Genomic DNA, 12,787 nt, shown 5'->3' on the forward strand with positions numbered 1-12,787 from the left:
TGCATCCGGCCGTACAGCGGGAGATGACGCTGCGGGAGATCCGGGCGCATCTGCTCGCCTTGGCCGACGACGAGCGGGACGCGCTGATGGCTCAGCATCCAGCAGTGAGGGGGCACGGTGGACAAGCGTGACATCCTCATCCGGCTGCTGGGTGAGGAGACCGTGGCGCGGATGGCGGACCGGGCCGGCGACGGCCTGGACCGCTTCGGCAAGAGCCTCGACGCGACGGAGAAGGACGCCCACGACCTGGACCGGCAGATCGCCGACGTCGACGAGTCGCTGAAGCGGTTGGCGGTGGCGTTCGCGCGGACGTCCGACGCGGCTGACCGGGTCGACATCAGCAAGGCGATGCGCCGGCAGCAGGCCGAGCTGCGGAAGTTGACCAAGGCCAAGGATCTGCTGCCTGACTTCAACGAGGGCCGGGAGCAGGGCGTCCGCTACGGCGCCCGGTTCAGTGAGGGCCTGGCGCAGGGCCTGGCCCGGGCGGGCGGCCCGCTCAGCGCCGCGCTGTCGGCCGTGTTCGGCGAGCTACCGCCGCCGGCGCAGGCCGCGATCGGCGCCGGCGTGGTCGGCGCCGTGGCTTCGGTCGGACCGCTGATCGGCGGTGCGGTCGCCGGCGCGATCGTCGGCGGGATCGGTGCCGGTGGTGTCGTCGGCGGGATCGCGATCGCGGCCCGGCACCAGGAGGTGCAGGCGTCGGCGAAGCGCACCGGCCAGGTGTTCGCGGAGACGATGCAGCGGGCCGGTGTCAGCTTCGTGCCGGCCACCCTCGATGCCCTGGGGATGGTCCGCGAGGGCATCGGCGACATGGAAGGCGACCTGGAGCGGGCGTTCTCGTCGGCCTCGCGGTATGCGGCGCCCCTCACCGAGGACTTCCTCGCCGGGGGCGAGCGGGCTATCCAGGGCTTCGCGTACGCCGTCGAGCGGGCCGGCCCGGCCGTCGACGCCCTCGGGGAGATCGGCCGGCGTACGGGCGATCTCCTGGCCGACACGTTCGAGGGTCTGGCGGACAACTCGGCGGCGGGCGGTAGCGCCCTGCTGAGGCTGTGGGGCATCTTCGAGTTCGGGATCCGGTCGATCGCCGGCACCATCGAGGGTCTGACCGTCGCCTACGGCTGGATGGAGAAGTTCGCCGCGTTCGTCACCGGCGACGTGTCCAAGCTGGCCGAGCTGGTCGCCGCGCAGGAGGCCGCGAAGGCCTCCGGCGACGGCCTGTCCACCGGCCTGCAGGAGTTGATGGCCGGCTTCCAGGGCACCGGCGACAAGGCGGCCGGCGCGACGACGCAGGTCCGGTCGTTGCAGCAGATCCTCGACGACTTCGCGAACGCCACCTTGGACGCACGGTCGGCGAACCGCGACTTCCAAGCGTCGATCGACGACGCCACCGCGGCGGTGAAGCGTAACGGCCGCACCCTCGACTCGGGCACCGAGAAAGGGCGGGCCAACCAGGCCGCGCTCGACGGCATCGCACAGGCGGCGCTGCGTAACCGCGACGCGGTGTTGGCGTCGACCGGCTCGCAGGAGAAAGCGAACGCTGCTGCGGCGCGAGGCCGGTCGGCGTTCATCCGGACGGCCGAGGCGATGGGCATGTCCCGGTCGGCGGCGATCCGGCTCGCGGACAAGCTGTTCGCGATCCCGAACATCAGCCGCACGGTGACGGTGCAGACGAAGTCGGCTGAGGCGGCGATCCGCCGGGTGCAGCAGGGCCTGGGCCGGGTCAACAGCAAGGACATCCGCATCGGCGTCTACTACAAGTCCAACGGTGACCTGAAGTTGCCGGGCGGCACCCAGCTCAAGGGGCTGTCGGGTGGTGGCCCGGTGACGGGGCCGGGCGCGAAAGGCGTCGACTCGCAGCTGCGGGTCCTGGCGCCGGGTGAGCACGTGTTGACCGCCGCCGAGGTGGACGCGGCGGGCGGGCACGCCGGGGTGGAGCGGCTGCGGTCGGTGTTGCGGGGCGGCCGGGGCGCCGCTGGGGTCGCGTCGGGGGTCTTGTCGTCGCCGGCCGTCGGGGCGGCGGCGACGCAGCAGCAGGTCATCTACATCACCGTGAATGTGCCTGCGGTGGCGAATCCGGCGGAGGTGGGCCGGGAGGTGGTGGAGAGCATCCGCGCCTACGAGCGGCGATCCGGGGCGGGGTGGAGGTCGTGACCGACGCGAGGATCATCGTCGAGATCGGGTTCGTCGGCCCGGGCAGCGGCACCAGCTTGACGTTGGATGACACGTCCCGGGGTGTGCTGGGCACGGGCACCCTCGCGGCGGACGGGGTGTGGACGGACGTCACCCCCTACGTGGTGTCGGTGTCGACCCGCCGGGGTGCGACCCGCGCGGATGGGCCGATCCTGCGGTATGAGGCTGGCACCGCCACGATTGTGCTGCGTAACGACGACCGGCGGTTCGACCCAACGAACCTTGACGGCCCGTACGTGGCTGCGGGTGACACCCAGGTGAAGCCGATGCGTGCGGTGCGGGTGCGGGCTGCCTGGGCGTCCGCCACGTATCCGCTGTGGCAGGGGTACGCCGACGAGTGGCGGGTGTCCTACGACGGGCCGAACAGTTCGCAGGTGGCGCTGACCTGCTCGGACGGGTTCTCGGTTCTGGCTTCCCATGATCGGGGGGCGTCGGTGCCGGCCGGCGGTGGTGAGGACACGGGCGCCCGGGTCGGCCGGATCCTCGACTCGGTGGACTGGCCGGACGTGGACCGGGTGATCGCGGTCGGGGACAGCACGGTGCAGGAGACGACCCTCGCGGACAATGCGCTCGCGGAGCTGCTGCTGACCGTGGATTCGGAGCTGGGCGAATTGTATATGGACGCTCAGGGCCGGGTGACGTTCCGCAACCGGCGGGGGGTGGTGGAGGACGACCGGTCCGCGACTTCGCAGGCGACGTTCGGTGATGGCGGGGGCGGCGAGCTGCCGTACGCAGACGTAGTGGTGTCGTACGACGCGCAGTCGATCTACAACCGGGTGTCGATCGCGCGGGTGGGTGGGACGGCTCAGGTGGCGGAGGACACGGCCAGCCAGAGCGCCTACCTGGTGCGCACGTACACGCGAACGGATCTGCTGTTGGAGTCGGACAGTGAATGCGCCGACTACGCGGGCTATCTGCTGCATCAGGGACGGCAGCCGGAGCTGCGGTTCGCGTCGATCCTGTTGAAGCCGTCGCGGGATGCCGGGCTGTGGCCGCAGGCGTTGGGTCGGGAGATCGGCGACCGGGTGACGGCGGTGCGCCGCCCGCCGGGTGGTGGGGATCCGATCGAGCGGGACGTGATCGTGCGCGGCATCGAACACGAGGTGGTCGTCGACCAGGAGTGGCGGACGCGGTTCGTCTTCCAGTCGGCGTCGCGGCTGAGCTTCCTGGTACTCGACGATGCGGCGCTGGGCGCGCTTGACGACAACGCCTTGGCGTACTGAGAGAGGAATCGCCGTATGGCATTCAAGGTGTTCAACCCCGGTGATGTGCTGACGGCGTCGGATGTCAACGAGTACCTGATGAAGCAGGCGACCATCGTCTGCACGTCCGGTACCCGCCCGTCGTCGCCCGTGGAGGGCATGACGATCGTCGAGACGGACACCGAGCTGATCCGGGTGTGGTCGGGGTCGACGTGGGTGACGATCGGCTACACGCAGCCGCAGTTCGCGTACAAGACCAGTGACCAGCAGGTCACCAACTCGACGACGAAGGCCAACGACAGCGACCTGGTGCTGCCGGTGCAGGCCAACGCCGTCTACGCCGTCGAGGCGACGATCCTCTACCAGGGGTTCGCGGCGAACGACGTCGGCGTCGACTTCACCTTCCCCAGCGGCACCATGTCGTGGGGCATCTCGTCGCTGGCCGCGTCGGTGACGACGTACACGGGTGAGGCGTCCGGCGCGGGTATCTCCGCCGGAGCGTCCGGTTCCGGGTTCGTGCTCGGCGCGGCCGGGCTGTCCAACACGTTGCTCGCCCTGGTGAAGGGCACGTTGAGCATCGGCGGGTCGGCCGGGAACCTCCAGTTTCGGTTCGCGCAGCAGTCAGCCGCGGCCAGCACGTCCGCGATCATCAAAACCGGCAGCTCACTGTGGTTGAGGAGAGTGGCATGAACCGACGTGGACTGCTCGCGGCGGCTGGCGCGGGCGCGGTGGGGGCGATGCTCCCGTCGGCGGCCGGCGCCGCCCCGTCCCCGGTGCAGCCAGGCTCGGACGGCATGTTCAACATCTGCTTCCTGGGCGACTCGTACATGGCGGGCTCGGACAGCACCGACAACAACGGCGCCCGCAAGGCGGTGCTCGACTGGCTGATCCGCAACAACGAGCGGCGGGACGTCCGCTGCGTCGGCTCCCGGGCGAGCACCGGCACGGCCGGCGGGTTCGGCTACACCGTGCCGCTGCCCCACGAGGGACGCCCCGGGTGGACTACCACCCAGCTCTTCAACCTCGTGCAAGGTGGCGGCCTCAACTACGCGCAGGGCAAGCCGAGCATCGTGGTGCTGATGGCGGGAGCGAACGACTTCGGCGCGGGCTTGGAGGCTGACCAGGTGCTGGCCAACCTCGCCCAGCTCCTCGACGCGGTGCTCGCCGCCGCCCCGTCCGCCGGGGTGGTGCTGTGCGAGAACGTGCTGATGTCCAGCTACGTCAGCTCGGTGTTGACGAACCGGTCCCGTCAGGGCCAGCAGCTCAACGAGCTGTTGCCCGCTCTGGTCGCTGCTCGCGCTGATCGGGTGGTGCTGGCCGAGGCGTCCGTGGTCGACCAGCAGGACATCAACGCTCAGGGCGTGCACCCGACGGACGTCGGCTACCAGAAGTTGGCGTACGCGATCTACGACGCGCTGCGGCCGTGGATGGGCGCGCAGGGCCGCTGGCTGGTGCCGGTACGGCATCCGTGGGCGCCCGGCCCGGATCCCTTCAAGCTGCTCTGAGGAGATGCCGTGACCAACGCGCCCGCCAACCTGTTGGCCGTCCGCACGCTGCTGCTCACCTATCTCAACGTCGACAAGAGCGCGGTCCGGGACGCGGACCTGGAGCCGGCCGAGGTCGGGATCGTCGGCGACGCCAGTCACCGCGGTGGCTACCACTGCGGCTCCAACCGCACCGTCGCGAACGACTACTCCGTGGTGGAGTCCACCCGGGACCGTTCCGGGCTGACGCTGTACGCCTCCGCGCTGGACGTCGGCACGTTCTCCGTCCGCTCCGGCGGCAAGACGCACACGCTGCGGACGTTCTCCACCTGGCTGGTGGCGCAGTGCGCGGCGAACACGGCCGACACCCGCGACATCCGGGAGGTCATCTACTCCCCGGACGGCCGCACCGTGCGGCGGTGGGACCGGCTGGGCAAGCGCACCAGCGGCGACAGCAGCCACCTGTTCCACACGCACATCAGCTTCTTCCGCGACAGCACGAAGGCGGGCCGGGACCAAACCCCGCTGTTCCGCCGCTACCTCACCGAGATCGGCCTCCTGGAGGACACCATGCCGCTGACCGCCGCCGACAAGCCGCTCATCCGCGACGCCATCCGCGAGGTGCTCGAGGAGCCGCGGTCCTTGCCCGGCGCCATCGGGGAGCGGATGGCTGCGCGCGGTTCGAGCTGGGGGCCGAACGTGTCCCTGTGGATGATGGCGTCCCGGGTGTACGAGGGGGTCATCTCCGGTGACCCGGTCGACGAGCAGGAGATCGTGACCGGGGTGCTGGCCGGTCTGCCGGCGGACAAGATCGCGGCGGCGATCCCGGCGAGCCTGGCGCGTGAGGTCGTCGACGAGCTGACCGCCCGCCTCAACAGTCCGCAGGGGTGACCCGGGTGCCCGCGCAGCCGCGCCGCTGGTCGAGGATGGCCGGCTACGCCATGATGGCCGCCGCCGGCGTCGGCGCCGCCCTGGTCCCGACGCCCAGCGTCGTCGACGCGACCGGCCCACTGGTCTACCTCTGGGCGGCCTTCCTGGCCGTCGGCGGGGTGCTGTCCGCGTACGGGGCGGCGACGGACCGGTGGATCGGCGAGCACATCGGCCTGCCCTTGTTGTGGGCGGCGTTCGGGGTGTATGCGCTGATCCTGGCGTCGCTGCTCGCGCCGGCGTCGGTGGTGGCGTCGATGGCGATCGGCGCGTTCGGGCTGCTGCTGTATGGCCGGTGGCGGGACGTCGCGGCGATCCGGCGGGAGGCGACTCGCGCAGCCGCCCACCACCAGTAGGGAGCAGCACGTTGAAGACGTCCGAGGTAGTCACGGCGGTGATCGCCGCGCTGCTCGGCGGCGGCGGCTTGGCCTTCATCCAGGCCGTGTTTTCCGGTGTCAGCTCGCTGCGGCAGGGGGCTCGGGCACACGAGCGGGAGTCCGTGCAGGACCTGGCGCGGGCCCGCGACAAGGCCGACGAGCGGGCCAACCGCGCCGAGTCCGACCGGGACTACTGGCGCAACATCGCGGGCGGGTACGCCTACCAGTTGCGGCTGGCGGGGGTGGATCCCGTGCCCGCCGAGCCGGTACCGCCGTCCACCCGGACCCAGCTCTGATCGGGGCTACCGGCGGTCGAAACGGATGCCCTGCGACTTCAAGCGGGCCCGCACTTCGGCCGCGTGCGCCTCGGCCACCTGCATGTCGGCGCCCGCCGCCGCCAGCAGTTCCACCGCCGGTCTGCTGATGCCCTGCGGGTCGGCCATCTTCGTGCCGGCGGCGATCCCGAGCAGCACCGGGTCGGTCGTGACCGCCCGCAGCTCGGCGACCGCCTGCTCGTGGTCTACGTCCCGGCCCGTGCCGGTGCCGTACCGGCCGGCCAACCCGGACAGCTCGGCCAGCACCAACCGCTGCCCCTGCGGCAGCTTGCCCACCTGCACCATCCCTGCACCCTACGAAGGAGCCCAGCGTGGCCGCGCCTGACATCGTCTCCGCCACCATCGACCCGCCCGCCGTATACCCGGGCCAGTCCGGCGTCATCAAGGTCGTCGCCCGCGACGCCGACGCCCGGATCCTGTACTTCGACATCAAGGTCTCCGACCAGGCCGGCAACTCCGTGGACACCCGGGTCCCGTGGGAGGTCATGGAGGAGCTCACCACCGAGGTGACCTGCACCGACCCGAACGTCCTCGGCGCGCCGGCCAGCAGCACCGCGCTGTCGAGCAGCTTCACCGTCACCGCGAAGTGACCCGGAAAGTGCCGGTCACCGTCACCGTGCGGGACCGGGCGGGTAATGCCGCCGCCCAGACGCTCACCTGGAAGGTGAAGACGGCTGTCGGGATGGAGGCGCTCAACGGTGAGCCGACCCGCCGGATCGTCGCCGACTTCCCGAACCTTCGCTACATGCGGGACTTCGGCGTCAAGCGCAGCGGCGAGCCCCTGCCCAGCCTGACCGCGCACGGTGCCGGCAAGTTCGCCGACATGCCGGGCAACTGCGTCGCCCACGTCAGCTGGAAGACCGACGTGGAGCGGCTCGGACCATGGCTGGACGGGCTCGCCAGGCCGGTCTACCTGACCTGGTACCACGAGCCGATGGGTGACGTGGTGCCGGCGGCGTACCGGTCCACGGCCGCCCGTGTGTCGCAGATCGTGGCGGCGCACCGCAACCGGCGCTGGGTGCTCGGTCACGGCCCGATTGTCACCCGCTACTGGCTCGACGAGGGCGGCGGCAACCCCACCGACTGGGGCTACCCGGGCATGACCCACTACGGCGTCGACTGCTACTCCCAGGACAGGGCGTCCTACTGGCCGGCGTCGCGGATGTTCGGGGTGGCCCTCGGCAAGGTGCGGGCCGCGTACCCCGGCGTGCGGCTGTGGGTGCCCGAGTACGGCAGGGTCCGGACCACGGCCGACAACACCGGCGCCGGCCGAGCCCAGGCCGTCCGCAGCGACATGGCCTGGCTGACGGCGCAGTCCGACGTCGACGCGGTCGGCTACTACAACAACGCCGTCGACTTCCCGCAGTACGCGATCACCGCCGCGTCGCCCGAGGGGCAGGCGTGGCGCGACATGCAGTCCGCCTGATCAGGAGGTACCCGATGTTCGAAGGCAAGTTCTGGAAGGCCACCGCCGAGCGCGGGATCAAGAGCGCCGCCCAGGCGCTGCTGCTCTACTGGGGCGGCGACGCCGTGTTCAACGCCTGGCACGCCGACTGGCCGGCGGCCGGCGGCATCGCCTCCGGCGCGCTCGTCCTGTCCGTCCTCACCTCGCTGGTCTCGGTGAAGGCTGGCGACCCGGACTCCCCGAGCCTCGTGCCCGACCAGCTCTGACCGCTCTACGACGCAGCGCCCCCGCTCGGCCATCCGGCCGGGTGGGGGCGCTTTCGTGCGTCCAGGGTCAGTGGTTGACGTTGACCAGGTAGCCGGGCAGGCAGCACACCAGCGGCACCGCCAGCACAGCGGCGATGACCACGACCGTCTGCCACGTCGACCACACCTGCCGCAGCATGACGCCCTGCCCGGGCACGACCTCCGCGCGGCCGGCCTTCCACCGCCGCTCGATCGTCGCCGACGACGGGTGGTACTGGGTGACGGTGAACCCCTCAGCGCGGGCCTGCTCGACGAACTGCGGCATCGTGACCGGGAAGAACGTGCCCCGGGTGGTCCGCTGGCCGGCGCCACCGAGCCCGCCGGAGGCGGAGAGCGGGCCGACGGTGACGCCCACGTTGACGCGGCCTTTGCTGCTGACGCCGACGCGGAACGGTCCGGGGAGTCGGAAGCCGAAGTTCATGCCTGGGAGGGTAGGGGTCGGCGTCAATGGGTGTGGGGCCCGGTTTCCCGGGCCCCGGCCGCTCAGCTGATCGGGTCGTATCCGAGGCGGGCCACCGTCGCCTCGTACTTGCGGACCGTGAACCGGTAGCCCATTCCGTCGGGGGTCATCGCCTTGAGCTGGGCGGCGAGGGCCTCGGCCTTCCGGAGGAGGGGGGCGTCCTGGTCGGTGGCGGTGGCCCGGATCTCGGTCTTCATCATCTTCGTCTCCCTGTCTCGCTCCCTTGTGACTTCAGTCTACGCCAAGCGGTTTACGTTTGTCAACCATGTAATGCAGGCCAGAGCACACATGACCTCTACATGAACGTTGACGCACGTCAACCGGGTCGCGTACCCTCAGCCCATGACCACCGCGCCCCGCGACCCGAAGATCCCCGACCTCGTCACCGCCACCGAGGCCGCCGCGATCCTCGGCATCAGCAAGCAGGCCGTGCACAAGCGCATCGACCGCGGGCAGCTCGTCGGCGCGCCGGTCGGCAACACATACGTCCTGCGCCGCGTCGTCGTCGAGGCCGCCGCGCAAGGGCCGGCCGAGTAGGCCCCGCGCCCCGCTCGACACCAGCCGGCAAGCGCTCAGGCGGTCGACCGCCGACGCCGCGTCCGTGGCCGCTCAGCAGGCGCCACGACGGTCGGGTTCGGTCCGCAGCCAGGCAGCCGGCACGCGCAGAACCCGCCGTACGGCAGCATCGGCCGGGCGCCCGCGCAGCGGTGCGTCTTGACGATGATGCCCTCGACGCAGCCCATGCACGTGCCGCCCGACTGGCGGCCGGTCACATCGCCGCCCGCAGCGCCCGCGTCCACGACACGAACCGCGCGTACAGCACGCTCGCAGGGTACGTAGGCATCTCGTCGACCGCGGCGGCATACAGGCCGGCCATGTAGATCGACAGCCCGGACCGGTCGGTGCGGTACGCCTCGGCGAGCTGCGTCTGCCCGGCCGGGCAGGGCCAGGGCTCGCCGCAGCAGGCGCATTCCCAGCTCGGCCGGTGCGGCTGGTGGGCGACGCCGCTCATCCGCTCGTCGAGGACGTCGAGGGCCCGGGCCGCCCGGGCGGGTCGGGCGGTCACCGGCCGCGCCGTTCGTACCGGTACTCGGCCTGCCGGGCGCGGGCGAGGGCGAGTATGCGCTGCTGGGCCTTGTGCCGCTCGGCCTGCTGAAGTTGCCGGGCGCGGGCGAGGGCGGCGGGATCTGGCCGTCCGGCCAGCCAGCGGACCAAGGAGCGGAACGACATCGCCATGGGGCCTCCCTCGGCTGGAGCCGGGGTGGCGGCAGCTCGTGGGACCGTGGAAGGACCACCGCCACCCCGGGGGACTGCGACCCTCACCGCCTGTGGCCGGTGAGTCACCGCGTCCTGTCTCCGAGGGTGATACTCAGGAACCCAGGTATCCAGGTACCCCACGTCCCCCAGCCGACCAGATGTCACGCGAGGGGGACACCACGTACCCGTCAGATCGGGCAGCCCACCCAGTCCGCCAGCTCGGCGAACTCCGCGGTCATCGCCCGCCGCCGGCCGTCCGCGATCGACTGCACCACGTCCCGGGCGTACCGCTGCTGCCGCAGCCACGCCGGCGCCGCCTGCCGCAGCCCGCGCAGCACGGCAGTCGCGTCCGCGTACCGGGCTTCCTGCGTGTGCGACCACGCCACGTCCAGCAGATGCCGCTGATACGACGACGGGGTCACCCCCGCCGCCCGGCCCTGCATCGCCTGCGCCAGGGCCAGTGCCCGACCCGGGTCACCGGCGACGACCGCCGTCTCCACCCGCATCAGATGCACGCCGCCGCCGCAGAAGTCGTTGCCGGCGACGTCGCGGAACCACCGGTCGGCGAGGTCGTCCGACTCGGCCAGCCGGCCGCCGAGGCGCGCCGCGCCGGCGCCGGCCAGGTCCAGCATGTCCCGGGCGTCGTCCTCCCGCGCGTCCCGGGCCGCCGCCGCCGCGCCCTTGAGGAGCAGCACCCCCCACGCGGCCAGCTCCCGGGGGGTGGCGGTGGACAGCCGCGGCTCTACCTGGTCGGCGGTGCGCACCGCCAGGTCGGCTACCTCGGCGAGCCGGCCGGCGCGCACCAGCAGCCAGCACAGGTGCGCGGCGGTGGTGGCGCCGGCCAGTTGGTCGGCGGCGGCGCGGGCGTGTCCGGCAGCGGTGTCGAGGGCGACGTGCGCCAGGTCGAGCTGGCGGAGCTGGATGAGGAGCCGGCCGGCGAGTTGGTAGGCGTACGAGGCGATCCCGTGGGCGAGGCGACCGCGCTCACCGTCGGAGTAGTCGACGACGGCGTCGGCGGTGGCGAGGAGGTGCGGCAGTGCGGTGATGGCCTCGGCGAGGGCGTCCCGGTGGTAGGCGCGGTTCGCGTCGACGACCATCTGTTCAACCCGGCTGAGGGCGATCTGGCCGGCGTCGATGGTGGGGCGCGGACCGACCGGCCGTCCGTTGAGGCCTCGGGTGGGGGTGAGGGCCTGGCGGAGACCGACGAGGCCGAGGGGTTCGGCGTCGGGTTCGCGCATGGCCTGGGCTTGGGCGGCGGAGCCCATCAGGGCGGTGGTGTCGACGCCGAGGGCGCGGGCGAGCTTGCGGAGGGTGGGGATCCGGGCGGATGTGCGGACGTTCTGCTCCAGCTTCTTGATGAGGTCCACGCTCAGGCCTGCCCGTTCGGCGAGTTGTTCCTGCTTGAGGGTGGAGCGTTCACGGAGGCGGCGGAGGTTGTCACCGATGGTCGGTTCGCTCATGGCGGCTGCTCCCAGGTAGAGGACTGGGCGGCGACCCGGCCGGCCTCTACTCCGGCGGGCCGCCTACTGCCACGGTAACGCCGGCGGGAGAGGGTGGGTAACTCAGGTACCTGACCGGGTGTGCGAGACCGTCCACTTAGCCTGCGGCGGTGATCTACCCCGGGCAGGAGCCGGTCGGGCGCCGCGCGCTGGCCGCGATGCTCCGCGAGCGGATCACGTCCGGGCAGCTCCGCCCGGGTGACCGGCTACCGTCGGAGCGGGACCTGTCGCAGACGTACGGGGTGTCCTCGGTGACGGCTCGGGCGGCGGTGAGGATGCTCCGCGATGAGGGCCTGGCCGTGGCGGTGCGGGGTCGGGGGGTTGTCGTGCGGGAGCAGCCTGAGCCAGAGCTGGTGGTCGTCGACGCCGACGACACGGTGTGGGCGCGGCAGCCGACGCCGGCTGAGCGGGGCGAGTATCGGGTGCCGGAGGGTGTGCCGCTGCTGGTGGTGGGTCACCCGGATGGGTTGCAGGATCTGTATCCGGCGGACCGGTACCGGGCGGTGTGGCGGCGTCCCTGAGGCCGGACAGATGAGCTGTAGCGCTCGGGGACGCTCACTTGTAACCGGATGTTCACCGATGTCTCACTATTTGAAAACACGAGCGGTGATTGTTGCCTCACCGGGGGTCCCACTCGCGAGACTCCCACGATGGAAAACACGTGGGGACCTCGCAAGACCGAACCGGAGCCGGAACCATGCGGCCGGTCGGAGCTGACCTTCTTCACCATCGGGGCGGTGGCGGTCACGGTGGCGGTGACTGCCTGCGTCGTCGAGTACCTCGGCGGGCCGGCGCTCGGGCGCGGTCTGTACGCCTTGCTGGGCATCTGCGCGGGTAGCGGGTTCGTGAGCTGGGCGGTGGTGTGGGCGGTGGGCCGCGCCGAGCGGCGCATCAAATGCGCGGTCCTGGCCCACCTCGCCGCGGTCGAGCACCGGCTGGCGGGGCTGACCAGCGCGGTGCAGGAGCGCGCCGGCCAGCAGGGGCACGTCTACCGGTCGACGGGCACGCAGGACGCCACGGTGCCGCTGATGCCAACGGTCGACCCGGCTGCGGCTGCCGCTCTGCGCCGGCTGAACATGCGGCTGCTCCACGGCGGCGGCGAACACAACTGATCGATGGCCGGGGCCGGGCGATGGGTGTGGTTACCCATCCCCGACGATCGTGACGTAGGTATCGAACATCGCCCCTCCCAGGGATCGGCTTGTCCGGGTCAGCGTGGGCCGAGCCGACCGGCCGGGGCCACCCGCCGACCCCGAGCCTGTGGACAAGGCCGCCTTGTGGACAACCGCCTGATCAAGGCCCCGATGTGATACGGCGACGGCAGACGACCGGATCGTGACCGCCGGGAG

The 12,787-nt window shown here is 71.7% G+C and carries 19 protein-coding genes; 13 read left to right on the plus strand and 6 right to left on the minus strand.

The genetic code is table 11. From position 1 onward, the window contains the following. Nucleotides 1–117 precede the first annotated feature (117 nt). Genes O7619_RS27315 through O7619_RS27345 form a run of 7 tightly spaced genes read left to right on the plus strand, consistent with a single transcriptional unit; the run spans nt 118 to nt 6,473 of the window. Complete coding sequence (locus O7619_RS27315) at nt 118–2,148, plus strand: hypothetical protein (protein WP_282284269.1); 2,031 nt, start codon at nt 118–120, stop codon at nt 2,146–2,148. Beyond that, a complete protein-coding gene (locus tag O7619_RS27320) occupies nt 2,145–3,410 on the plus strand; it encodes a hypothetical protein (protein WP_282284270.1) in 1,266 nt (421 codons plus the stop codon). Before O7619_RS27315 ends, O7619_RS27320 begins: the two co-directional genes overlap by 4 nt. 15 nt (nt 3,411–3,425) lie before the next feature. Next, a complete protein-coding gene (locus O7619_RS27325; RefSeq protein WP_282284271.1) occupies nt 3,426–4,079 on the plus strand; it encodes a hypothetical protein in 654 nt (217 codons plus the stop codon). Beyond that, nucleotides 4,076–4,894 (plus strand): GDSL-type esterase/lipase family protein, encoded by an 819-nt coding sequence (locus O7619_RS27330; protein ID WP_282284273.1) that lies wholly within the window; start codon nt 4,076–4,078, stop codon nt 4,892–4,894. The genes O7619_RS27325 and O7619_RS27330 overlap by 4 nt, the downstream gene beginning before the upstream one ends. A 9-nt stretch (nt 4,895–4,903) precedes the next feature. Next, on the plus strand, nt 4,904–5,764 hold the full coding sequence (locus O7619_RS27335) for a hypothetical protein (RefSeq protein WP_282284275.1): 861 nt from the start codon (nt 4,904–4,906) through the stop codon (nt 5,762–5,764). Between the two features lie 5 nt (nt 5,765–5,769). Then, on the plus strand, nt 5,770–6,156 hold the full coding sequence (locus O7619_RS27340; protein WP_282284277.1) for a hypothetical protein: 387 nt from the start codon (nt 5,770–5,772) through the stop codon (nt 6,154–6,156). 11 nt (nt 6,157–6,167) lie between these two features. Then, complete coding sequence (locus O7619_RS27345; RefSeq protein WP_282284279.1) at nt 6,168–6,473, plus strand: hypothetical protein; 306 nt, start codon at nt 6,168–6,170, stop codon at nt 6,471–6,473. Nucleotides 6,474–6,479: 6 nt separating this feature from the next. On the opposite strand, the gene O7619_RS27350 is transcribed toward O7619_RS27345, so the two are convergent. Further along, on the minus strand, nt 6,480–6,797 hold the full coding sequence (locus O7619_RS27350; RefSeq protein WP_282284281.1) for a hypothetical protein: 318 nt from the start codon (nt 6,795–6,797) through the stop codon (nt 6,480–6,482). A gap of 26 nt (nt 6,798–6,823) precedes the next feature. Between O7619_RS27350 and O7619_RS27355 the strand changes: the two genes are divergently transcribed. From O7619_RS27355 to O7619_RS27365, 3 genes are read left to right on the plus strand one after another with little or no spacing between them, the layout of a single operon-like run. Further along, nucleotides 6,824–7,102: a hypothetical protein gene (locus O7619_RS27355; RefSeq protein ID WP_282284283.1), complete on the plus strand. Its 279-nt coding sequence runs from the start codon at nt 6,824–6,826 to the stop codon at nt 7,100–7,102. Then, nucleotides 7,099–7,938, plus strand: coding sequence for a hypothetical protein (locus O7619_RS27360; RefSeq protein WP_282284285.1), 840 nt, complete (start codon nt 7,099–7,101; stop codon nt 7,936–7,938). Before O7619_RS27355 ends, O7619_RS27360 begins: the two co-directional genes overlap by 4 nt. A 14-nt stretch (nt 7,939–7,952) precedes the next feature. Further along, entirely contained in the window at nt 7,953–8,183 is a 231-nt protein-coding gene (locus O7619_RS27365; protein ID WP_282284287.1) for a holin, read from the plus strand. 67 nt (nt 8,184–8,250) lie between these two features. Here the strand turns inward: O7619_RS27365 and O7619_RS27370 are convergent, their stop codons facing one another. Together O7619_RS27370 and O7619_RS27375 are read right to left on the minus strand one after the other, a co-directional pair. After that, the gene (locus O7619_RS27370) at nt 8,251–8,643 is read right to left on the minus strand and encodes a hypothetical protein (RefSeq protein WP_282284289.1); all 393 of its coding nucleotides are present in this window, start codon (nt 8,641–8,643) and stop codon (nt 8,251–8,253) included. Nucleotides 8,644–8,705: 62 nt separating this feature from the next. Further along, complete coding sequence (locus tag O7619_RS27375; RefSeq protein WP_282284291.1) at nt 8,706–8,882, minus strand: hypothetical protein; 177 nt, start codon at nt 8,880–8,882, stop codon at nt 8,706–8,708. A gap of 142 nt (nt 8,883–9,024) precedes the next feature. Here O7619_RS27375 and O7619_RS27380 point away from each other — a divergent pair, with 142 nt between their 5' ends. Next, entirely contained in the window at nt 9,025–9,219 is a 195-nt protein-coding gene (locus O7619_RS27380; RefSeq protein WP_282284293.1) for a helix-turn-helix domain-containing protein, read from the plus strand. Between the two features lie 232 nt (nt 9,220–9,451). Here the strand turns inward: O7619_RS27380 and O7619_RS27385 are convergent, their stop codons facing one another. The 3 genes from O7619_RS27385 to O7619_RS27395 all read right to left on the minus strand — a co-directional run bounded on the left by O7619_RS27385 (nt 9,452) and on the right by O7619_RS27395 (nt 11,399). Next, complete coding sequence (locus O7619_RS27385) at nt 9,452–9,748, minus strand: flavin reductase (protein ID WP_282284294.1); 297 nt, start codon at nt 9,746–9,748, stop codon at nt 9,452–9,454. Then, entirely contained in the window at nt 9,745–9,918 is a 174-nt protein-coding gene (locus O7619_RS27390) for a hypothetical protein (protein ID WP_282284295.1), read from the minus strand. Before O7619_RS27390 ends, O7619_RS27385 begins: the two co-directional genes overlap by 4 nt. A 209-nt stretch (nt 9,919–10,127) precedes the next feature. Then, nucleotides 10,128–11,399 (minus strand): helix-turn-helix transcriptional regulator, encoded by a 1,272-nt coding sequence (locus O7619_RS27395; protein WP_282284296.1) that lies wholly within the window; start codon nt 11,397–11,399, stop codon nt 10,128–10,130. A 149-nt stretch (nt 11,400–11,548) separates the two neighbouring features. Here O7619_RS27395 and O7619_RS27400 point away from each other — a divergent pair, with 149 nt between their 5' ends. Together O7619_RS27400 and O7619_RS27405 are read left to right on the plus strand one after the other, a co-directional pair. Continuing rightward, nucleotides 11,549–11,959, plus strand: a complete 411-nt coding sequence (locus tag O7619_RS27400; protein WP_282284297.1) for a winged helix-turn-helix domain-containing protein — start codon at nt 11,549–11,551, stop codon at nt 11,957–11,959. 129 nt (nt 11,960–12,088) lie between these two features. Beyond that, nucleotides 12,089–12,550 (plus strand): hypothetical protein, encoded by a 462-nt coding sequence (locus O7619_RS27405; protein WP_282284298.1) that lies wholly within the window; start codon nt 12,089–12,091, stop codon nt 12,548–12,550. Nucleotides 12,551–12,787 lie beyond the last annotated feature (237 nt).

This window comes from Micromonospora sp. WMMD998 (assembly GCF_029581235.1).
Classification (GTDB): domain Bacteria; phylum Actinomycetota; class Actinomycetes; order Mycobacteriales; family Micromonosporaceae; genus Micromonospora.

Coding starts and splice junctions, on each gene's coding strand:
- O7619_RS27325 (WP_282284271.1), top strand. CDS start 3,426: ATGGCATTCAAGGTGTTCAACCCCGGTGATGTGCTGACGGCGTCGGAT.
- O7619_RS27350 (WP_282284281.1), bottom strand. CDS start 6,797: ATGGTGCAGGTGGGCAAGCTGCCGCAGGGGCAGCGGTTGGTGCTGGCC.
- O7619_RS27370 (WP_282284289.1), bottom strand. CDS start 8,643: ATGAACTTCGGCTTCCGACTCCCCGGACCGTTCCGCGTCGGCGTCAGC.
- O7619_RS27390 (WP_282284295.1), bottom strand. CDS start 9,918: ATGGCGATGTCGTTCCGCTCCTTGGTCCGCTGGCTGGCCGGACGGCCA.
- O7619_RS27330 (WP_282284273.1), top strand. CDS start 4,076: ATGAACCGACGTGGACTGCTCGCGGCGGCTGGCGCGGGCGCGGTGGGG.
- O7619_RS27405 (WP_282284298.1), top strand. CDS start 12,089: ATGGAAAACACGTGGGGACCTCGCAAGACCGAACCGGAGCCGGAACCA.
- O7619_RS27365 (WP_282284287.1), top strand. CDS start 7,953: ATGTTCGAAGGCAAGTTCTGGAAGGCCACCGCCGAGCGCGGGATCAAG.
- O7619_RS27395 (WP_282284296.1), bottom strand. CDS start 11,399: ATGAGCGAACCGACCATCGGTGACAACCTCCGCCGCCTCCGTGAACGC.
- O7619_RS27375 (WP_282284291.1), bottom strand. CDS start 8,882: ATGATGAAGACCGAGATCCGGGCCACCGCCACCGACCAGGACGCCCCC.
- O7619_RS27380 (WP_282284293.1), top strand. CDS start 9,025: ATGACCACCGCGCCCCGCGACCCGAAGATCCCCGACCTCGTCACCGCC.